This is a genomic window from Aeromonas sp. (genome assembly GCF_051657805.1).
Classification (GTDB): domain Bacteria; phylum Pseudomonadota; class Gammaproteobacteria; order Enterobacterales; family Aeromonadaceae; genus Aeromonas.
The window spans coordinates 177449-196717 of the sequence record NZ_JBOFLJ010000061.1; the positions used below are offsets into that span (position 1 = coordinate 177449).

Genomic DNA, 19269 nt, shown 5'->3' on the forward strand with positions numbered 1-19269 from the left:
GAAAGCACGGCGCCCTGCCGCGGGCAACAAAAAGCCCGACGAGTGTCGGGCTTTGGCATTCCGATGACGGCATTGACACATCACAAGATGATATCGCGCACCACGCTGTCCTTGCGATCCAGGAAGTGGATCGACTCGATGCGGCGGCATGAGAGCACGTGACTTGCCGCCACTGCGCCCATCCCTCTTACAGGATGATATCCCGCACCACACTGTCCTTGCGATCCAGGAAGTGGATCGACTTGATGCGACGGATGGTGCGCGACTTGCCGCGGATCAGCAGGGTCTCTGTGGTCGCCATGACGCCGTCGCTGGTGATGCCTTCCAGCAGGTCGCCCTTGGTGATGCCGGTGGCCGAGAAGATGACGTTGTCGTTCTTGGCCAGATCTTCCAGCTTGAGCACCTTGGTCACGTCGATGCCGAGGGCCTCGCAGCGGGCGATCTCCTGCTCACCCAGGGCACGCACGTCCGGGCTGTCGCCCTTGACCTGATGGCGCGGTACCAGGCGGGCCTGCATATCGCCGTCCAGGGCACGGATCACCGCCGCCGAGATGACCCCTTCCGGTGCGCCGCCGATGCCGTAGAGCATGTCCACTTCGCTGTCCGGCAGACAGGTCAGGATGGAGGCGGCCACGTCGCCGTCGGGGATGGCGAACACTCGCACGCCCAGTCCCTGCATCTCCTTGATCGCCTTGTCGTGGCGCGGTTTGGCCAGGGTGATCACGGTCAGGCGGGAGAGCGGCTTGCCGAGCGCCTTGGCCACGGCCTTGAGGTTCAGCTCCAGGGCCTGATCGAGGTCGATGGCGCCCTTGGCCTTGGGACCGACGATCAGCTTCTCCATATACATGTCGGGGGCCTTGAGGAAGGAACCCTTGTCGCCGACCGCCAACACCGCCAGGGCATTGGCCTGACCCATGGCGGTCATGCGGGTGCCTTCGATGGGATCGACCGCGATATCCACCGCATCGCCCTGACCCGTACCCACCTTCTCACCGATGTAGAGCATGGGAGCCTCGTCGATCTCCCCTTCGCCTATCACAATCTCACCGTCGATCTGGATCTGATTGAGGATGTGACGCATGGCCGCCACGGCCGCCCCATCGGCGATATTCTTGTCACCACGTCCGAGCCACTTGTAGCCAGCCAGTGCAGCCGCTTCCGTCACTCGGGAAAACTCGATTGCCAGTTCACGTCTCATCGCAATATCCAACCTTTGGAGCCCGAAAACGGGCGGCATTCTATCACAAGGGCAAACCTTTGCGCGTAAAAGTGGCGGATCGCCACATAAATCGCGGCTTTCATCGGAATGACACCAAACCGCAATCCCTTGTTCACGGCACGGTCACCCCGCTGTCATCTGCCGCTTCTAGCATGGCCCCGTCTTTTAAAACAGAAGCTTGCAACACAAGGGATTAAGATGAAAAAGCTGACAGTAGTCGCATTGGCGCTCACCGCGGCCTTCCAGGCTCAAGCCGTCGAAGTATACAAGAATGACAGCACCATGCTGGACATCTACGGCCGCATCTATGCCGGTCAATTCTTCGGAGAGAAGAAGGAACTGGATACCAACGGCGACATCAAGAACGAATATAGCGACAAACAGGGTGCCAACCAGTTTGTTCGCCTGGGCGCCAAGGTAGAGAGCGCCATCAACCCGGGCCTCAAGGCCCTGGCCCAGTACGAGCTGCAGTTCTACATCAACGACAGCGAGAAGACCGTCAGCGAGAACTCCGACAACCTGCGCACCCGTCTGGCCTTCGCCGGGGTCGGCGCCGACTGGGGCAACGTGACCTTCGGTCGTCAGCAAGGCGCCCCCGGCATGCTGGCCAACTGGACCGACGTATCCCTCTCCGATGGCTATGGCAACGACGCCCTCGGCGCCAAGACCGACACCTTCGCCACCAACCGCGCCGGCTCAGTGCTGAAGTACTCAGGCCTGTTCAACGGCTTCCAGGTCGATACCAGCTACAAGTTCGATGGCGGTGATACCGAAGAGACCACCAGCAAGGACAGCGATGCCGCCTACGGCGCCGCCGTCTCCTACACCTTCCCGTTCAACCTGGCGCTGGGCACCGCTTACAACGTGGGGATCCGCGACAAGAGCAACGAGGAAGACGCCAAGCTGTGGCTGCTCTCCGCCAAGTATGACAACAAGGCCGTCTACGCCGCCCTGAGCTACGCCGACGGCACCGACTTCCTCGCCACCGGCAAGGATCACACCGGTTGGGAAGCCGCCCTCGGTTACAACTTCGAGAACGGCATCGGCCTGATGGCCCTGTGGAACAAGCAGAAGGTGGAACAGGACGGCAAGGCCGACTACGACTCCATCGACTACTACACCCTGGGCGCTCAGTACAAGTTCAACAAGAACCTGAGGGTCATCGGCGAGTACCGCATCAATAACCTGGACAGCCATGACAGCGGCAAGCTGAACACCAAGGATGACTTCCAGCTGGCAGCCCGTTACGACTTCTAAGTCGGGCCTGACTTAAGCTGAACACCATAGAAAAACGGCGCGCAGAACCCTCTGCGCGCCGTTTTCATTTCCCCCTGGTCTCAGAAGCTATTTACGATCTGTCGCGAGAGGCCGTCAACAAGGTGAAGAGCAGCGCAGGAACCGGAGTGTATGCGAATACATGAGCCTCTTTACCACACATAAGAGAGCAGCACATGAGCCTTGATCACGGCCTCACAGCAAGATCATGAACAGTTTCTCAGCGCAGCGGCTTTTGCACCGCTACCAACAGCAGCATGGGACGCTCGGCCTCCTCCGCCAGCGACGGATTGGCGGCGATCTGCTCGGCCGTGGGGCCCCAATCCTCCATGTGACGGATCTCGAATCCCGCCGCGATCAGCGCATTGAGGTAGGTGCCCAGGGTGCGGTGATACTTGATCACCCCGTCCGCCAGCCAGTTGCTGACCCGCTTGCCCTCCGCCTGATAGCCGTTGATGGGCCAGGAGCGGCGCCCCTCCCCATCCACCAGCCAGCCTTGCGGCTGGGGGCAGGTGAAGATGGGATGCTCCACCGAGAACACGAAGCTGCCGCCCGCCCCCAGGGCGCCGTGGATCTGCGCGAACAGGGGGGCGACTTCCGGCAGGTAGTGCAGCGCCAATGAGCTGTAGACCAGATCGAACGATTCCCCCGCCAGATCTAGTCGACTCAGATCCCCCTGCCGATAGTGGATCCCCTCGTCCCGGGTCAGCTCGGCGGCGCGGGTCAGCATCCTGGCGGAGAGATCGATGCCGACCGTCTCGGCCGCCCCCTGCTCCCTGACGGCGCGGCAGAACCAGCCATAGCCGCAACCCAGATCCAGTACCCGCCTGCCGCCAAGGGGTGGCAGCATGGCCTGCAAGGCCGGCCACTCGGGTGCCCCCGCCAACCCCTGTTGAGAGCGGGGCAACTGGGCGTAACCTTCAAAAAAGCCTGGATTATCATAGATATTTTGTGACATTTAACGCTTCCTCATACTGGTCAGGAGCAAGACGGGTATCCATGAGCATACCCCGCCACTCGTGACCAGAGACCAAAAAAAAAAGCAGAGAACCCGGGCGGGCCTCTGCTCTGCTTCGCGCCCGCATCCTGGATGCGGGCCAACAAAAAAGGCCATAGACGAGGCAGCGTCTATGGCCTTGATTCATTCGCACGGTCGCGACTCGGCGCCCGCGTCAGCGCGGGCTCCGATAGGCAACGATGCGATGAATGAGTGGGAGGCTCAGGCCTCCCCGGGCTCCGGACAATGCTTCATCGCGCGCATCTGTTCGGAGTTCACTCGGGTCACTCGCTGATCCGAGGCATAAAGGGTCATCTGATTCACCGGGCCAAGGCTGGCCGTTGAGAGAATGGAGAAATTGGGCGTCACTCTAGGGGCTGATCGGCCCGATGACAAGCAGACTGTCCCGATTCTGCCGGACGGCTCACGCCAGCTTTTTCTGCCAGAACATAGCCCGCCCCACCTCTGGGCTCAGCTCATAACCCGCGAAGCCGCTTGCGCGATAGGCGGCCTGGGCTACCTTGTTGCCCTCCAGCACCTCCAGGGTCAGCTTGCAGCAGCCGAGCTCGCGGGCGAGGCGCTCCGCCTCCGCCAGCAGCCGCTTGCCAAGGCCCCGACCGCGGTAGTCCGGGTGCACGGCGATGTCGTGGATGTTGAGCAGGGGCTGGCAGGCGAAGGTCGAGAAGCCCTCGAAACAGGTGGCCACCCCGGCGGGCTGCCCGTCCACCCAGGCCAGCAACACATGGGCATTCGCTCTCGCCGCCAGCGCCTTGGCCAGGTTCGCCTGCACCTCATCGGCGAGGGGGCTGCCGCCCCCCATCTCGTCTTTCGCGTATTCGTTGAGCAGATAAACCAGCGCCTCGCCGTGCTGCCGGTTATGAAGATCTGCCTTGATGATCTCGTCCATGTCTCTCTCCTCCGTGTCCCTGAGATGGATGATGAGAGCCGATGGTAAACCAGCACCTCGCCCTTACCAAGACTCGCCCGATACGCATAAACGCCCTAATAGGCGCCATCTGGCGATCCAACTGGTCGTAGGTGTGGACTTTTTGCATCTTTGCCTTGCCAGCCAAATGAAAATAAATATCATTAGCGCCCTCCCGGTTCGGGAGCATTTTAATAATTACTAATAAATCAATAAGTTCAGGCCAACAGGTCGATTAGAAGAGTCACACGCAGATGCAGAACCCCAACCACCCGCGCGCCCTGCTGGGCGTCGCCTTGCTGTCCCTTTGCGCCAGCGCCCAGGCCGAGGACGAGACCCTCACCGTCGTCGGCAAACGCAGTCAACACGAAGAGGTCGCCACCGCGACCCGTACCGCCACCCCGGCCAAGCTGGTGCCCCAGACCATAGAGAGCGTGTCCGCCAGCGAGCTGACCGCCTACGGCCAGCCGACCCTGAGCGAAGCCCTAAGTGGCATTCCCGGGGTCAACGCCAGCGGCGACACCCGCTTCGATAGCATAAATATCCGCGGCTTCAACGCCAGCAACGACTTCTACCTGGACGGTCTGCGTGACGACATGCAGTACACCCGCGACCTTGGCAACATAGAGAGAGTCGAGGTACTCAAGGGCCCGGCCGCCGTGCTCTACGGCCGTGGCAGCACCGGCGGCATCGTCAACCGGGTCAGCAAGAAGCCCCAGCGGGGTCAGGCCTCCAGCGTTACCGCCCGAGTCGGCAGCTTCGACAGCCAGCGTCTCGCCGCGGATCTCAATGCCGAGGCAGGCGAGCGGGTACAACTGCGCCTCAACATGGCGCAGGAAGACAAGGAGAGCTTCCGCGACGGGGTGACCAGCAAACGCACCCTGCTGGCCCCGTCCGCCAACTGGGAGATCACCGACAACCTGAACTGGCTGGTGCAGTACGAGCGCAACGGCAGCGATCGCACCCCGGATCGCGGCATCCCCGGCGTCAATGGCCGTCCGGCCGATGTACCCATCGAGAGCGTCTACAGCGACACCAGCCGCGACTACATAGATGACGTGGCCCAGTCCACCCGCTCACAGCTGACCTGGGATCTGAACGAGCAGTGGCAGCTGCGCCAGCAACTCGGCTACACCACCCTCGACAGCCAGTTCGACAACACCTATGTCACCAGCGTCAAGGGCGACCAGGTGACCCGCGCCCGCTGGCAGCAGGCTCTCAAGGCCAAGAGCCTGACCAGCAACACCGAGGCCGAAGGCCAGCTGCAGACCGGCCCCGTCGAGCACCGCCTGCTGGTCGGGCTGGAGCAGAGCTGGCAGGAGCGCACTCCCAAGCTGTACCAGAACGCCACCGCTATCCCGCCGGGCAACCTGTACGATCCGGGCTCACTGCCCACCTACAACGGTGCCATGAAGCTCTCCAGCGACGCCAACCACAAGGTGCGTGGCTACGGCCTCTATGTGCAGGATCAGCTCAGCCTGGGTGACTGGCACCTGCTCGGCGGCCTGCGCCGGGACGAGTTCACCGTCACCAGCCGCCGCAACGACCTCAACAAGGAGGAGACCCTCTCGGTCACCAGCCTGAGCCCGCGTCTGGGTCTGGTGTGGAACCCCATCGAGGAGCACGCCTTCTACACCTCCTACAGCAAAACCTTCACCCCGGTCGGTGGTGAGCTCATCGGCATCACCCCGGGGGACAAGAACAACAACCTGGATCCCCAGCACACCCGGCTTTACGAGGGTGGGGTGAAGAGCGACTGGCTGGATGGCAAGCTGGCCACCACCCTCTCCATCTACCGGTTGGAGATGTACAACAAGCGCAGCAAGGATCCGCTGGATCCCACCAAGGTGATCCTCACCGGCCTGCAGCGCACCGACGGCATCGAGCTGAGCGCCCGCGCCCAGCTGACCGACGAGATCTACCTGCACGGCGGCGTCGCCATCCAGGACGCGGAGCAGGTCAAAGCGGATGCGGATCTGCAGGGCAAGCGACCGATGAACGTCTCGCGCGAGAACGGCCAGCTGTTCGCCGGCTACCAGAGCGGCCCGCAAGGCTGGTATGGGGAAACCGGGGTGACGGCGGTGGGGGATCGCTTCGCCGACAACGCCAACACTACTGTGCTGCCGGGCTACGCCCGCTATGACGCCCGCGCCGGTTACCGCTGGCAGCACTGGGATACCCAGCTCAGCGTGGAGAACCTGACCGACCACCAGTACTACGTCAGCGCCACCAGCGCCTCCCAGATCATGCCGGGCAGCCCCCGTCAGCTGAACCTGACCGCGGCCTACCGCTTCTGATCCCCCCCTGACCAGACTGGCCGGCGCAAGCCGGCCAGATACGTATGAAAACCAAGAAACTCCCGCTCCACAACAACAAGTGGGTGCGCCGCATCCACGCCTGGGCCGGCTTTGCCACCCTGGCCCTGATGCTGATCTATGGCCTCACTGGCCTCTGGCTGCAGCACAGGGCCGTGCTGCCCCTGCCCGGCCCTCATACCGACAAACAGAGCGAGACCCTGGCGCTGACGACGCCGCTGGCGGATCCCGCCGCGCTCACGACGCTGTTGCAACAACACTATGCCGACGGGTTGGCAGAGGCGCGTACCAATGTGACCCCACCCCAGATCCTGCCTACCCCGAACGGTACACTCACCCTGCCTGCGCGCTGGGAGCTCAAGGGGGTCACCCTGAGCGAGAGCCTGGCCGCCAGCTATGTGGTCGGCACTCTTGAGGTGCGCATCGAGCGCCAGCAGGCCAACTTCGCCGCCAGCCTCAACCGGCTGCACCGCGGCATGGGCACGGGGCTCTCCTGGCAGCTGATGGGGGATCTCGCCGCCCTGGCACTGCTGCTGCTCGCCCTCACCAGCTTGCTGATGTGGAACAAGCTGCACGGCCCGTCCCGCCGCGGTATCACCTTGCTGCTGGGGGGGACTCTCGCCACCCTGCTGATCGCCCTGCTCTAGACCCCAGCCCTGTTATCTGCACCGAAGCGGGATCTCCCTCTCAGAGCCTGTTCACGGTCTGCGACGAGAGGTCGTCAGCAAGGTAAAGAGCAGCTAAGGAACCGGAGTGTGTACACACACATGAGGATTCCGAGCAGCACATGAGCCTTGATCACGGCCTCGCAGTCAGCGCGTGACCAGGTTCCCACAGGGGGTAACGCCTTTTTTGAGGGAGGTAACAAAGGGTAACCGGGCGCTGGCCCGGGTCACAGTTGCGGCCACCGCGGCTGGCGGGGGTCAGGCGCTGCTGTTAGGGTGCGGCCAGAACTCCAGATCCCGAGAGGAATCATGCGCATCGCCAGCATAGAGTGTGGGCGGGTACTGGCCATCCTGGCCGTGATGACCATTCACATCTCCCCCTTCAGCAGCCCCTTCGATCCCGACCTCTGGGGTGACCCCTTCTATCTCTGGCTCGGGGGCATCATCAACCAGCTGTGCCGCTTCGCCGTGCCGCTGTTCTTCCTGTGCGCCGGTTACTTCCTGCAACCCAGGCTGAACCAGGATCCCATGGGGGTGGCTCTGCGCTACTGCCGCCCCCTGCTGCTGCTCTGGCTGGGCTGGAGCCTCATCTATCTGCTGGTGCCTTTCAACCCGCTGGCGGCGGTGCAGCAGGGTTATCTGCCGACCATGGCGGGTCAATGGCAGATGCAGATTGGGGATCACCTCAACGCCTGGCTGGTCGGCGGCATGATCCATCTCTGGTTCCTGCCCGCCCTGATGCTGGCGGTGCTGATCCTGGGGCTGTGTAGGCACGTGGGGCTCCCCGGCCTGGCGCTGGTGATGGGTGCCCTGCTCTATCTGCTGGCTCTGCTCGGCGGCTCCTATGGCAAGCCGCTGCTGGACGGTGAATGGGCCCTGCTGACCCGCAACGGTCCGTTCTTCTCCCTGCTGTTCGTGGCCCTCGGCGCCTATCTCAAGGCCCGTAACTGGCGACCGGATACCGCCTCGAGCCTTCGTCTGCTGGGGGCGGGTCTCGCCCTCTACGCCCTGGAGGCCTGGGGGCTGCTGCGCTTTGCCGAGGTGCCCCTCAATCGTCACGACTTCCTGCTGGGCTCCATCCCCTGGGCCCTGGGCTTGTTCGGCCTGCTGCTGGCCAATCCCTCTTGGGGTGAGGGGAGCTGGCTGGCGCGCCAGGCCCCCAAGGTGCTCGGCCTCTACTGCGTGCACATGATGCTGGTGGTCTGGCTGATGGTGTTCGGCCCACAAGGCAAACACCTCTGGTGGGAACTGCTGAAGGTGCCTGCCCTGCTCGCCAGCTCCCTGCTGGTCTATCGACTGCTGGAGGTTATTCCGGCCAGCCGCTGGCTGCTGCGGGCCCGCTGAACATGCACCTGTAAGGACAGCGATGGAAGCTGCGCCCAGTCGGGGCGGCTCAGCCGCACACCATCAAGCCAGTTGTGATGGGTGCGACAACTTGGGCCCCCATCAGGTGACGACGGAACGCCCCCTGCTACCATGCCCTCTTTATCACCAACCCAGACGAGACCATCATGCAGATCCGTCCATTCACCCCTGCCGATATGGAGGCCGTCCTCACCATCTGGCTGGAGGCGTCCCTGCAGGCTCATCATTTCATTGCGCCAGCATACTGGCATGCCAATGTGGGCCCGATGCGGGAACACTATCTGCCTGCCGCCGACAACTGGCTGCTCTGCCAGGATGCTGTCGTTCTGGGCTTCTACTCCCTGTACGAAGAGAATCTGGCAGCCATCTTTGTCGCGCCGGGGAAGCAGGGACGCGGCCATGGCAAGGCCCTGCTCGCTCACGCGAAACAGCAGCGACAACACCTACAACTGCGGGTGTACCAGCAAAACAGGGCCAGTTGCGACTTCTATCTCTCTCAGGGTTTCCAGATCGAGGAGGAAGGATTGGACAGTGACACAGGCAGTCCTGAGTGGCTCATGGGCTGGTCGGCAGAGGACTAGCACAGATTTGAGGAGCGCTGAGGAGACTCACTCGCCGAGATCACTGCGTGCCAACAGCTCGCCATGACTCAAGGCGAAGTCGTGCATCTGTTGCAGCAAGGGGATGAGGGCGATGCCGAGCGGGCTCAGGGCGTATTCCACCCTGGGGGGCACCTCGGGATAGAGGGTACGACGTATGACCCCATCGGCCTCCAGCTCCTTGAGCTGGGCGGTGAGCACCTTCTGGCTCACATCCGGCAGGCAGCGGCGCAAGTCCCCGAAGCGCAGGGTCTGCTCACGCAGATGAAACAGGATGGCGGGCTTCCACTTGCCGGTCAGCAGGCGCAGCACCTCGTAGGCGGGACAAAAAGCAGAGGTCACGGCACGTCTCATGAGTGGTTACTTTGGGGTAAATATGCCACGAAAAGGTGCCTTCTTGCAGCCAAGATGCCGGCTTCTTATGATGTGGACTCAGCCATTCCAGCCCATCGAGAGGTAAATCATGCCCAGCCTGCTGCAGATCCATTTCAACTTCCCCCGCGAGATGATGGGGCCGGCCCTGACCGAGGCGGCCCTGCCGCTGGCCGAATCCATCACCCGGGAGCCCGGCTTCATTTCCAAGATCTGGACCGAGAACCCGAGCACAGGCGAGGCCGGCGGCATCTATCTATTCGAGGATGAGGAGAGCGCCCTCACTTACGCGACCATGCACGAGCAGCGGGTGCTCGCCATGGGTGCGAGCGACGTGCAGTACAAGCTGTTTGAGGTCAACGAGCCCCTGAGCCGGATCACCAAGGGGATCCTCTGAATCGAGTCCATAGTGGATATGATCGAGTCACTTAGAACCTCAGGGTCAAGCCAAGATTGGCCTGCCACTGGGTGACCAGATCCCCCCGCACCCGAAAGGCGCACACCTCTGGGTTGCAGAGAAAATTCGTGTCCTCGTTGAGCAAGGAGCCGTAGCCGCGCACCTCGGCCCGCAGCGCCAGCATCCTGGTCAGGCGTGGCTGCACCCCGAGCGCCAGGGACATGGAGGGGGCCGTCTCGCTGCCGTAGGCATCGAAGTGGGTCACCCCGATCCCGGCGCCTATGTAGGGGGCCATGATGTTGTCCGACAGGGTCAGGGCACCGGCGAAGTGCAGGGTATCCACCGTCAGTCGATCCGGCTGATCCGGTGACATGGGGGTGGACTGATGGCTGTAGAGCAGCTCTATCATGCCGGGATCGTCCACCTCCTTGCTGATGAAGAAGCCCCAGTTGGCCGAGCTCTCTCCTTGCAAGGAGTCCAGGCTGGTCGACACGGGCGCCGGGGCCGGCTCGTCCGCCTTGTCAAAGTCGATGGCCGAGCTGTAACCCATGAAGGGAGTCAGCTGCCAACTGAGATCCCCATCCTCGGCCGCCCAGCTCTGACCCAGCGGCAACAGCAGCCCCATCACCATCATTCCTGCTCTCGTCACGGCCCTCTCCCTGCTCGTCAGTTGATTGCAACTCGTTGTGCCAAAAGCATATCAGAGCCCTTCGCTTCCCATCCTAAATAGGGGCTGTATCGCACCGATTTGGTGGCAGGCAAGGGGCATAGCCCCTAGCACCCATAAAGATCCATCCGGTTTACGCCATTCATCTGGGATTAACCTCCACCCCGTAAGCTAGCGGCGCCACAGAGGTGGCATTCACAGACGAGGATTTCAGGAATGGTTGCCGCGCAACTCAACGACCCACAGAACAAGCTGTCCGATACCTTGCGTACCACGGCCCATGCCATCGAAGAGAGCCACATCAGCCTGCGGGAGATGCTGACCCTGGTGGGCGAGCAGGGCATGCTGCTGTTTTGCGTGCTGCTCACCGTGCCCTTCCTGCTGCCCGTCTCCATCCCGGGCGTCAGCACCCCGTTTGGCCTGCTGATCCTGTTTATCGGCATCGGCATCACCCTCAACCGGGTGCCCTGGCTGCCAAGCATACTGATGGAGCGCCGCTTCGCCGCCGAGCAGCTCAAGCCGACCCTGCACAAGGGGGCCGACCTGCTGGCCCGCATCGATCGCTTCATCCGCCCGCGCCTGCTGCTGTTGACCGGCAGCACCACCATCAATCGCTGCAACGGCCTGCTGATCATGCTGGCGGCCATGTTGCTGATGCTGCCCCTCGGCGCCATTCCCTTCACCAACGCCATGCCCGCCTGGGCTATCCTGCTGCTGGCCATCGGCATGCTGCAGCGAGACGGCCTCTTCGTCGCCGCCGGCTACGCCCTGGTGAGCGCCACCGTCGTCTGGTTCAGCGTGCTGGCCCTGGGGCTGCTGATGGCGGGCCAGAACGTCTCGACCCTGTTCAGCTAAGGCAGGCTCGGCCAAGGCCGGGAGAAACGACAAGGGCGACCCTGGGGTCGCCCTTGTTCGTTGGAACGCCTTGCCATTCAAGGATCGGAGTCGTGGGCCACCCGGTTGCGCCCGCCCCGCTTGGCCCGGTAGAGCCACTCATCCGCCCGCGCCAGCACGGCGCTGACCGTCTCCCCGGGGCGCACTAGCGTGGTGCCCAGGCTCACCGTGATGGGGGCGGGATCCGGCGCCATGGCCGCCACCGCGACGCGGATGCGCTCGGCCACCTTCAACAGGATCTGCTCGTCGATCTGCGGCAGCAGGATCAGAAACTCCTCACCGCCGCTTCGCACGAACATGTCCTCGGCCCGCAGCTGGGCGGCCACGCACTCGCTGAAGCTGCACAGCACCCGATCCCCGGTCTGGTGGCCGAAGCGATCGTTGATCTGCTTGAAGTGATCGATATCCAGCATGATGAGGCCGGTGCGCCCCTCCCCCTGCAACTTGTGGTGATAGTGCTCGAAGAAGAAGTGCCGGTTGTAGAGGCCGGTGAGCTGATCCGTCTCGCCGAGCCGCTTGAGCCGCTGCTGCAGTTCGTACTGGCGGGTGATGTTGCGGGTCATCCAGGCCACCGCCCGCTTGCCCTCGTACAAGGACGGCAGCGGCGCTATCTTGCCCTCGAAGCGCTGCATCCCCTGGGGACCCGCATCGGCATTGATGCCCTCCACCTCGGCCGGAGAGAGGTCGTACTCCACCACCTGCACCTCGCCGGTGGCGAAGGAGCGAGCCACCTGCTCCAGCACCCACTGCGCCTTGTCGATGGGCAGAATATCCAGCAATCGCTTGCCAATCAGCGGGTTACCATCCTGATAGGACTGCTGCTCCACCCCGCCGATGTATTCCACGTAGTAGCCATCCTCGCTGAGGATGAAGACGGGATCGGGCAGTTGGGTCATCACTTCATAGAGTTGTGCCACCGAGAGTGCCATCTGTTTTCCTTTCACTACGCGGTCGAGCGACCCAGTGTTGTTTGTTATACACGACCCGTTAAGTATCGCACACGGTCCCACCGCCCGTATGGCGGGCACCCGAGTGCGACATGCCGCCGTTGTCAGGGCGACCGACAGGGAAAGAGGGGGAATTTGCCGATTGCTTGTCGCCAGCCGGCTCACCGTCAAGACCCCTGGTGGCAACCGACATGGCGGGCGAGGCAGTGACTTATGACAGGCCAGTTCCGTTCGGCGTCGATACTAAGTCAGCACATGGCCATCGGATAGTGATTAATATCAAAAAACAAATCATCTGTAGATTTATGCACTTAAAAACCGGAAAACGATGGGGTTGAGGCGAGAGGGTCAGGATATTGCGCTACCAACAAGGTGGGAGTCAAAGGCTGGTGGTGCGGCCTCCCCAGCCCGCCATCTAGCCCCGGGGTGAAAACAAAAAAGCCATCGGACAGGGCGCGATGGCTTTTCGGGAAGGTGTTGGGAGAGGCCTTAGCGATTGGCGGAGCGGCTCCCGTTCCACAGCAGCTCGCCGCTTTTCAGATCCATCAGGCTCATGGCGAGTCGGTAGCGGCTCCCCTCGGAGACCAGATCCCCGTACAGCATGTAGTTGGCCCCGGTCTGGCGACCCAGACGTACCAGAGACGCCGGGTTCATGCCCCCCTGCTGATATTCCAGCTGGCCGGTGATGGCCGCCACCTGGCCAGGGTCGGCGAAGCTGAAGCCACCGTGCTGCTGGATGCGCTGGCTCATGGCCACCGCCATGGGCTGGGTGCTGAACGGCTCACCCGTGCCGTTGCGTGGCGGGGTCAGCAGCAACACAGGGTTGCTACCCGCCAGCGCCCGTACCTCCGGGGCCTTCAAGAAGGCATCCGCCATGGCGAGCGCCAGGCCGGTCGGCGCCTCGGGTTTGGGGGCAGGTTTCACCACCTCGGGCTCGGTCACCGGTTTCTCCGGCTGGGTCACCGGCTGCTGCGGCTCTGACACCGGTGCCTGAGTGCCACCATAGGGATTGACCGCACAACCGCCCAGCACCAGGGCACCCAACACCAACAAGGAACGCAGCTTCATCTCTTCTCTCCACCAAAAGTCCGTAACCGAACGCCACCAACATCCGCAACCGGGCGCCATCAACCCCCATCAACCGGGCAGCGCCAACCATCCATATAACGGAGCCCGGCTCCGCGCCCCTCCATGCTAGAGAAAAACCGGCCCGAGCGCGAGACGCCTTGCCCACCAAGCGACAGGGATTGGCCCAATCAAGCTCTCATCCCCACCTGGGCAACGGTGAGAGAGGACCGACAACCACTCATTCTCCACCTTGACCCTCTGCCGTTGCCGGGTGATGCTGCTCACTCTTCATTTGGAGCTAACCACCATGCAACTGACCCCACCCCAGGCCCCACAGAGCGATGATCTGGATGCCCTGCGCGCCGGCCTCTCCGGCTACAACCTGGCCATGGCGGGCGCCCATCAACGGGAACAGATCGCCAGCTTTATCAAGGACGAAGAAGGCAAGGTACTGGGAGGCATACTCGCCGACATCAAGTGGGGCTGGCTGCACGTGGACTGGCTCTGGATAGACGAACGTATTCGCAAGGATGGCTGGGGCGCCCGCCTGCTTGGCGCCATGGAGCAATACGCCAGGAGCCAAGGCATCACCAATTTTCACCTCGAAACCACCAGCTTCCAGGCCCTGCCCTTCTACCAGAAACAGGGCTATTCCGTCTTTGGCGAGCTGCCGGATATGCCACCGGGGCATGTCAGTTATTTTCTGAGGAAGATGATGAAATGCTGAGACGCCAAAACCATCAGAGAATGCGGTTTCAGCACACAGAGATTGGTAGTCGGAAAGTGTGTTTGAACCGACTATGAGACCTTCATCATGTCCTGTGTGAAAGTCGGCATTGGCGTACCCAATTACGTAGTCGTCAGCGGCAACCCAGCCCGGGTGCTTCAACGATCACACCATAGCCCGTCTCAACGCCATCGCTTGGTGGGACTGGCCAGTGGAGCGGATCAGCCGGAATTTGAAGCTGACTGGCAGTGGGGAGATAGCGGAGTTGGAGAGATCTGCCATAACTCATGGAAGCACGAGCTTGTTCGGCCATAACGATGTCACCACATCTAACTCCTCTTGATAGAGGGCTTCATGAAATACCTAGATAGCGGTACACTAGGTTTCATTGAACAGTTGAATACATGAATAATTAATTAAATAAAAACTGAGATACTTCCCAGAAATAAATAAAAAGGTTTAAATATGAAAATAGATATTCTTGCAATACAAAGCCAGCTAGACAGCAATAGACGTTCAGTCGCCTTCGATAGTTATGACATAACACTCAAACAATTATATGACATGCTTTTAGAAGGAATGATAGATATAGCTCCAGAATATCAACGGCATTTCGTTTGGGATGCAACTAGACAGTCTGCCCTAATCGAGTCATTATTCCTTGGCATTCCTATACCTAGCTTATTTATGGCAACAAATCCTGATGCATCTTGGGAGGTCATTGATGGTCTACAAAGAATAACTACTATTTTGAACTTCATTGGTAATCCGGCTGAGCTAGAAAATGTGAAAGCAAACTATCATGAGCTGGAGCTAGCAGATTTAGAAAAGCTAGAAACAATGAATGGTTTAACCTTTAAAGAACTACCAAAATCCATGCAGTTTATGCTACTAACTAGACCACTAAGGGTTACTGTTCTAAATGATAGAAGCGACTTTAGCGTTAGATATGACCTATTTGAGAGGTTGAACACTGGCGGGGTTAAACTTCATGAACAAGAGATTAGAAACTGCATTTTCATTGGCGAATTTAACGATTTCATTAAAGAGCTATCTGAGCACCCCGATTTTAGAGCTGTTGTAAAAATGACAGCAAATGCCGAAAGGAGTGGTAGCTATGAAGAACTAGTTTTACGATTCTTTGCCTATTTTTATAACTCAGAAGAATTTGTACATAGCGTCAAAGGTTTTCTCAATGACTTTATGGCTAAGAAAACTGAATCGTTTAAAGACAAAAAAGAATACTCCAAGCTATTTGAGATCACATTTAAGTCTCTCAAAGATAACTTGCCGGATGGTATTGTAAGAGGAAACAGAAAAAATATAACACCAGTTATCCTTTTTGAAGCAATTTCAGTTGGTTGTGCAAAGGCAATAAAAAGCGGAAAAAAAGTTGACCTAACTAAACTTCTTACTCTCTTAAATGATTCAGAGCTCAAAAAATACACTACTGGTGCAACAAACAATAGAACTTCGGTATTGAAGCGTATTGCAATAGTAGAAGAGGCGCTTATCTAATGCCATTCAATATTGTCCGGTCCAACTCAAGAGGGCTGTTCAATGAGGTGCTCGTTAATTTAAATTTCATTGAGTCACTTGAGCCAAACGAGCCTCAAAAAGAGACACCAATAAATGTGAAAATTTTAAGGGGTCTCTTTTATGTTCATTTGTATGCAGCTCTCGAAAAGGTCGTGAACGAAACTGTTGAACAAGTAATGTTAATTATTAAAAGCAATGCAATAAAAAATAAGCATTTTGCTATGCATCTTAATGTAATAACCCTAAATTCCAAGATGCAAAGTTTTAAGGAGTGTGGATATAAAGACTATTTTAAAAAGTCACGTGATATTTTTAACAACATTGATTCAGAAGAGTCATTTGAAATTAGCAATACTGTTTTCTCAGGTGGATTACAGAACATTTGGTTCAAGACAATAGAGGAAATCCTTGATAGTTTTGGTGTACAAGAAATGCACGTGCCCCCTAGAGTAAAAATGACAATTGACGAGGTTGTTGATAAAAGAAATTCTATAGCCCATGGAAGGGAATCTCCAACCAAGGTCGGAGAAAGACATAGATGTTCAAATTTAAGAATCAAAACTCAAGAGATCCAGCTATTTTCTGAGGACTTCATAAGTGCATTTGAAATTTATATTTTAGAGAAAAAATACTTAAAACCAGAATGTGTAAATGAATACCCTTGATATAGATAAAGCAGATATTATTGTGGGAAGAAAGAAATTTGGAATATTCATCGTTTTTATAGGTGCATAACTGACCAAATTGAGAATCCAGTATGAACAAGAGATGCTCTTCAAGCGAAAGCAGGCACGGTTTTGGTTCCCCCTCTTATTCGCTGAGGCGAGCCCGCTTGTCCAGGCCGCGAGACAGGATGTCGAGCGAGCGGCGCCGGGCCATGGACGGCCCGTCGCCGCGTGCCGTCGGACAAGTTGGTGAGCCTAAGGAACTCGACGAAGTCGGGTGAATAAGCGGGGGTGGCCTTTCTTTTGGTGACTTTTCTTTGGCCACGCAAAGAAAAGTTACTCGCCCAAGCCCGAAGGGCGGGCGAAACCCCTTCGAGGCCAGCGGCCTCGCGTCCTGCACGGCGAAGCCGCGCCGTATTCCTTCCAAAAGCAGCAAAACAGACGATTACACGGCGCAGCCGTGCCTGCTCGCCACAGGCACGGAGTCTGGCTGAACGCCGGGAAGCCACCGACAAAGGGGGCATGGCCGCCCCCTATCGGCCCAGGAAAGGCTCCCAGTCCTTGAACACCGGCTGCAACCCGGCCTGCCGCACCGCGGCGGCCACTTCCCCCACCGGGCGGTCGTCGTGGATGGCGAACTGCTCCAGCTCCTCCGCATCCCCCTCGGCATAGCCACCCGGCTGGGTGCGCGACTCGGCCGACATCTGGGTAATGCCAAGACGCACCGCACCGTTGCGAAAGGTGGCCGACTCGCGGGTGGAGAGTGACAAGTCCAGCGTGGGCGAGAAGAGGCGCCAGGCGCAGATAAGCTGGGCCAGCTGGCGATCCGACATGACCACTTCAGGTTCCAGCCCACCGGTGCAGGGGCGCAGGCGCGGAAACGACAGCGAATAGCGGCTCTGCCAGTGGTGGCGCTCAAGCCAGCTCAGGTGCTCGGCGACAAAGTAGCTGTCGGCACGCCAGTCCGAGGAGAGACCGATGAGCGCACCCAACCCGATTTTGTCGATACCGGCGCGGCCCAGCCGATCCGGCGTGGCGAGACGCCATACGATGTCCCGCTTGTTGCCACGCAGATGGTGGCGGGCGTAGGTGGGGGCGTGGTAGGTCTCCTGATAGACCATGACGGCGTCGAGGCCGAGGCTTTTCAGCTCGGCATATTCGGCCTGCGAGAGGGGCTGCACCTCCATCCCCACCGTGCTGAAGTGGCGGCGGATGATGGGCATCACCTCGCGAAAATAGGCGAGCCCTACCTTGTGTTCGTGCTCGCCTGTCACCAGCAGCACGCTGTCGAAACCGCGCGCCTTGATGGCCAGACACTCGCGCTCAATTTCTTCGCTATTCAAGGTCTTGCGCTTGAGGCGGTTGCTCATGGAGAAGCCGCAGTAGGTGCAGTCGTTGGCGCAGAGGTTCGACAGATAGAGCGGCACATAGAAGCCGATGGTGTTGCCAAAGCGCTGGCGGGTGAGCCGCTCGGCCTCGGCCGCCATCTGCGGCAGGTACGCCTCGGCGGCTGGCGAGATCAGTGCCATAAAGTCCGCCAGCGTGCGGCGCGATGCGCTCAGGGCTCGCGCCACATCGGCGTCGGTCTTGGCGCGGATCTGCATGCCGATATCGTCCCACTCCAGATCCTGCCAACGGTCGAGAAAGGAGGGGGCTGTCTCTGATTCCATTGCCCCCTGAGCCCTCACCCCCAGCCCCTCTCCCAGAGGGAGAGGGGAGCAAACCTCTGGCTGCGCTTGGGGCAAGGGGGAGATGTTCATGGTCGCCCCTATTTCATGACTCATAACGCCCCCAGAAAATCGGTGAGCGGGCTTGAGGCCTGGGCCTGCAGGGCGCGGGCGCCGAGGCCTGCCTCATAGGCGCTGCGACCGGCAGTGCAGGCCAGCGCAAAGGCGCGGCCCATGGCGACCGGGTCGCCGCTCACCGCGATGGCGGTGTTGACCAGCACGGCGTCGGCACCCAGCTCAAAGGCGGCGGCGGCGTGGCTCGGCGCACCTATGCCCGCATCAACCACCACAGGCACATTGGCCTGCTCGACGATGATGGCGAGAAACTCCCGCGTCACCAGCCCTTGATTGGAGCCGATGGGTGCACCGAGCGGCATCACGGCGGCGCAGCCCACCTCTTCGAGCCGCTTGCAGAGCACGGGGTCTGCCCCGCAGTAGGGCAGCACCACAAAGCCCTCTTTCACCAGCTGCTCGGCAGCTTTGAGCGTCTCGATGGGATCGGGCAAGAGATAACGGGGATCGGGGTGGATCTCCAGCTTGAGCCAGTTCGTCCCCAGCGCCTCGCGGGCGAGGTGGGCGGCAAACACTGCCTCGGCGGCGGTCTTGGCGCCGGAGGTGTTGGGCAGCAGCTTGACCCCGAGTTGCAGCAAGGGGCTCAGGATATCGTCGTGAGCCTTGCCCGGTTCGAGCCGCTTGATGGCCATGGTGACCAGCTGGGAGCCGCTCGCCTCGATGGCGGCGGCCATCAGATCCGGGCGGGCAAACTTGCCGGTACCGGTAAAGAGACGCGATGAGAAGGTGTGATCGGCAATTGTCAGCATGTCAGCCTCCCGCCACTGCGATAAGAAGAGATGAGGCCCCGCCGCAAGGCTGAGCACTCAAAGATGGGACTGCGAGCATCATGGG

Annotated in this window: 19 protein-coding genes and 1 pseudogene; 11 read left to right on the forward strand and 9 right to left on the reverse strand. The window is 59.9% G+C overall.

The window, feature by feature from the left end:
- Positions 1–187: 187 nt before the first annotated feature.
- Entirely contained in the window at positions 188–1198 is a 1011-nt protein-coding gene (gene glpX / locus ACRCYW_RS19575; protein WP_438551668.1) for a class II fructose-bisphosphatase, read from the reverse strand.
- Positions 1199–1417: 219 nt separating this feature from the next.
- Here glpX and ACRCYW_RS19580 point away from each other — a divergent pair, with 219 nt between their 5' ends.
- Entirely contained in the window at positions 1418–2476 is a 1059-nt protein-coding gene (locus ACRCYW_RS19580) for a porin (RefSeq protein ID WP_438551669.1), read from the forward strand.
- A 238-nt stretch (positions 2477–2714) separates the two neighbouring features.
- Here ACRCYW_RS19580 and ACRCYW_RS19585 read toward each other — a convergent pair whose 3' ends face one another.
- Both ACRCYW_RS19585 and ACRCYW_RS19590 read right to left on the reverse strand, forming a co-directional pair.
- Positions 2715–3452 (reverse strand): class I SAM-dependent methyltransferase, encoded by a 738-nt coding sequence (locus ACRCYW_RS19585; protein WP_438551670.1) that lies wholly within the window; start codon positions 3450–3452, stop codon positions 2715–2717.
- Between the two features lie 463 nt (positions 3453–3915).
- Positions 3916–4398, reverse strand: a complete 483-nt coding sequence (locus tag ACRCYW_RS19590; RefSeq protein ID WP_438551671.1) for a GNAT family N-acetyltransferase — start codon at positions 4396–4398, stop codon at positions 3916–3918.
- A 272-nt stretch (positions 4399–4670) separates the two neighbouring features.
- On the opposite strand from ACRCYW_RS19590, the gene ACRCYW_RS19595 reads away from it, so the two are divergent.
- From ACRCYW_RS19595 to ACRCYW_RS19610, 4 genes are all read left to right on the forward strand, one after another.
- Positions 4671–6713 carry a TonB-dependent receptor gene (locus ACRCYW_RS19595; protein ID WP_438551672.1) on the forward strand — a complete coding sequence of 681 codons (2043 nt, stop codon included), beginning with the start codon at positions 4671–4673 and terminating at the stop codon, positions 6711–6713.
- A 44-nt stretch (positions 6714–6757) separates the two neighbouring features.
- On the forward strand, positions 6758–7378 hold the full coding sequence (locus ACRCYW_RS19600) for a PepSY-associated TM helix domain-containing protein (RefSeq protein WP_438551673.1): 621 nt from the start codon (positions 6758–6760) through the stop codon (positions 7376–7378).
- Positions 7379–7705: 327 nt separating this feature from the next.
- Positions 7706–8740, forward strand: coding sequence for an acyltransferase (locus ACRCYW_RS19605; RefSeq protein WP_438551674.1), 1035 nt, complete (start codon positions 7706–7708; stop codon positions 8738–8740).
- Between the two features lie 167 nt (positions 8741–8907).
- Positions 8908–9342: an N-acetyltransferase gene (locus tag ACRCYW_RS19610; protein ID WP_438551675.1), complete on the forward strand. Its 435-nt coding sequence runs from the start codon at positions 8908–8910 to the stop codon at positions 9340–9342.
- Between the two features lie 27 nt (positions 9343–9369).
- On the opposite strand, the gene ACRCYW_RS19615 is transcribed toward ACRCYW_RS19610, so the two are convergent.
- Positions 9370–9702 carry a winged helix-turn-helix transcriptional regulator gene (locus tag ACRCYW_RS19615; RefSeq protein WP_438551676.1) on the reverse strand — a complete coding sequence of 111 codons (333 nt, stop codon included), beginning with the start codon at positions 9700–9702 and terminating at the stop codon, positions 9370–9372.
- Positions 9703–9823: 121 nt separating this feature from the next.
- Between ACRCYW_RS19615 and ACRCYW_RS19620 the strand changes: the two genes are divergently transcribed.
- Positions 9824–10129 (forward strand): monooxygenase, encoded by a 306-nt coding sequence (locus ACRCYW_RS19620; protein WP_438551677.1) that lies wholly within the window; start codon positions 9824–9826, stop codon positions 10127–10129.
- A 31-nt stretch (positions 10130–10160) separates the two neighbouring features.
- Here ACRCYW_RS19620 and ACRCYW_RS19625 read toward each other — a convergent pair whose 3' ends face one another.
- Positions 10161–10778, reverse strand: a complete 618-nt coding sequence (locus ACRCYW_RS19625) for an outer membrane beta-barrel protein (protein ID WP_438551678.1) — start codon at positions 10776–10778, stop codon at positions 10161–10163.
- Positions 10779–11012: 234 nt separating this feature from the next.
- On the opposite strand from ACRCYW_RS19625, the gene ACRCYW_RS19630 reads away from it, so the two are divergent.
- Entirely contained in the window at positions 11013–11651 is a 639-nt protein-coding gene (locus ACRCYW_RS19630) for an exopolysaccharide biosynthesis protein (protein WP_332504606.1), read from the forward strand.
- A 77-nt stretch (positions 11652–11728) separates the two neighbouring features.
- Here the strand turns inward: ACRCYW_RS19630 and ACRCYW_RS19635 are convergent, their stop codons facing one another.
- Together ACRCYW_RS19635 and ACRCYW_RS19640 are read right to left on the reverse strand one after the other, a co-directional pair.
- Entirely contained in the window at positions 11729–12619 is an 891-nt protein-coding gene (locus ACRCYW_RS19635) for a diguanylate cyclase (protein ID WP_438551679.1), read from the reverse strand.
- A gap of 507 nt (positions 12620–13126) precedes the next feature.
- Positions 13127–13705: a penicillin-binding protein activator LpoB gene (locus ACRCYW_RS19640; RefSeq protein WP_438551680.1), complete on the reverse strand. Its 579-nt coding sequence runs from the start codon at positions 13703–13705 to the stop codon at positions 13127–13129.
- A gap of 307 nt (positions 13706–14012) precedes the next feature.
- Between ACRCYW_RS19640 and ACRCYW_RS19645 the strand changes: the two genes are divergently transcribed.
- From ACRCYW_RS19645 to ACRCYW_RS19660, 4 genes and pseudogenes are all read left to right on the forward strand, one after another.
- Positions 14013–14432: a GNAT family N-acetyltransferase gene (locus tag ACRCYW_RS19645; RefSeq protein ID WP_438551681.1), complete on the forward strand. Its 420-nt coding sequence runs from the start codon at positions 14013–14015 to the stop codon at positions 14430–14432.
- A gap of 72 nt (positions 14433–14504) precedes the next feature.
- Positions 14505–14712 (forward strand): annotated as a pseudogene (locus tag ACRCYW_RS19650) (chloramphenicol acetyltransferase); the annotation flags it as partial.
- A 185-nt stretch (positions 14713–14897) separates the two neighbouring features.
- Positions 14898–15950: a DUF262 domain-containing protein gene (locus tag ACRCYW_RS19655; protein ID WP_438551682.1), complete on the forward strand. Its 1053-nt coding sequence runs from the start codon at positions 14898–14900 to the stop codon at positions 15948–15950.
- On the forward strand, positions 15950–16636 hold the full coding sequence (locus ACRCYW_RS19660; protein ID WP_438551683.1) for an MAE_28990/MAE_18760 family HEPN-like nuclease: 687 nt from the start codon (positions 15950–15952) through the stop codon (positions 16634–16636). The genes ACRCYW_RS19655 and ACRCYW_RS19660 overlap by 1 nt, the downstream gene beginning before the upstream one ends.
- A 533-nt stretch (positions 16637–17169) precedes the next feature.
- On the opposite strand, the gene thiH is transcribed toward ACRCYW_RS19660, so the two are convergent.
- Together thiH and ACRCYW_RS19670 are read right to left on the reverse strand one after the other, a co-directional pair.
- Positions 17170–18306: a 2-iminoacetate synthase ThiH gene (gene thiH, locus ACRCYW_RS19665; RefSeq protein WP_438551684.1), complete on the reverse strand. Its 1137-nt coding sequence runs from the start codon at positions 18304–18306 to the stop codon at positions 17170–17172.
- A gap of 110 nt (positions 18307–18416) precedes the next feature.
- Positions 18417–19184: a thiazole synthase gene (locus tag ACRCYW_RS19670; protein ID WP_042032220.1), complete on the reverse strand. Its 768-nt coding sequence runs from the start codon at positions 19182–19184 to the stop codon at positions 18417–18419.
- Positions 19185–19269 lie beyond the last annotated feature (85 nt).

What these genes read in the sequence shown, in the direction of transcription:
- ACRCYW_RS19595 (WP_438551672.1), top strand. Translation starts at nt 4,671, where the DNA reads ATGCAGAACCCCAACCACCCGCGCGCCCTGCTGGGCGTCGCCTTGCTG.
- ACRCYW_RS19635 (WP_438551679.1), bottom strand. Translation starts at nt 12,619, where the DNA reads ATGGCACTCTCGGTGGCACAACTCTATGAAGTGATGACCCAACTGCCC.
- glpX (WP_438551668.1), bottom strand. Translation starts at nt 1,198, where the DNA reads ATGAGACGTGAACTGGCAATCGAGTTTTCCCGAGTGACGGAAGCGGCT.
- ACRCYW_RS19640 (WP_438551680.1), bottom strand. Translation starts at nt 13,705, where the DNA reads ATGAAGCTGCGTTCCTTGTTGGTGTTGGGTGCCCTGGTGCTGGGCGGT.
- ACRCYW_RS19645 (WP_438551681.1), top strand. Translation starts at nt 14,013, where the DNA reads ATGCAACTGACCCCACCCCAGGCCCCACAGAGCGATGATCTGGATGCC.
- thiH (WP_438551684.1), bottom strand. Translation starts at nt 18,306, where the DNA reads ATGGAATCAGAGACAGCCCCCTCCTTTCTCGACCGTTGGCAGGATCTG.
- ACRCYW_RS19580 (WP_438551669.1), top strand. Translation starts at nt 1,418, where the DNA reads ATGAAAAAGCTGACAGTAGTCGCATTGGCGCTCACCGCGGCCTTCCAG.
- ACRCYW_RS19620 (WP_438551677.1), top strand. Translation starts at nt 9,824, where the DNA reads ATGCCCAGCCTGCTGCAGATCCATTTCAACTTCCCCCGCGAGATGATG.
- ACRCYW_RS19670 (WP_042032220.1), bottom strand. Translation starts at nt 19,184, where the DNA reads ATGCTGACAATTGCCGATCACACCTTCTCATCGCGTCTCTTTACCGGT.
- ACRCYW_RS19600 (WP_438551673.1), top strand. Translation starts at nt 6,758, where the DNA reads ATGAAAACCAAGAAACTCCCGCTCCACAACAACAAGTGGGTGCGCCGC.
- ACRCYW_RS19655 (WP_438551682.1), top strand. Translation starts at nt 14,898, where the DNA reads ATGAAAATAGATATTCTTGCAATACAAAGCCAGCTAGACAGCAATAGA.
- ACRCYW_RS19660 (WP_438551683.1), top strand. Translation starts at nt 15,950, where the DNA reads ATGCCATTCAATATTGTCCGGTCCAACTCAAGAGGGCTGTTCAATGAG.
- ACRCYW_RS19585 (WP_438551670.1), bottom strand. Translation starts at nt 3,452, where the DNA reads ATGTCACAAAATATCTATGATAATCCAGGCTTTTTTGAAGGTTACGCC.
- ACRCYW_RS19605 (WP_438551674.1), top strand. Translation starts at nt 7,706, where the DNA reads ATGCGCATCGCCAGCATAGAGTGTGGGCGGGTACTGGCCATCCTGGCC.
- ACRCYW_RS19630 (WP_332504606.1), top strand. Translation starts at nt 11,013, where the DNA reads ATGGTTGCCGCGCAACTCAACGACCCACAGAACAAGCTGTCCGATACC.
- ACRCYW_RS19590 (WP_438551671.1), bottom strand. Translation starts at nt 4,398, where the DNA reads ATGGACGAGATCATCAAGGCAGATCTTCATAACCGGCAGCACGGCGAG.
- ACRCYW_RS19610 (WP_438551675.1), top strand. Translation starts at nt 8,908, where the DNA reads ATGCAGATCCGTCCATTCACCCCTGCCGATATGGAGGCCGTCCTCACC.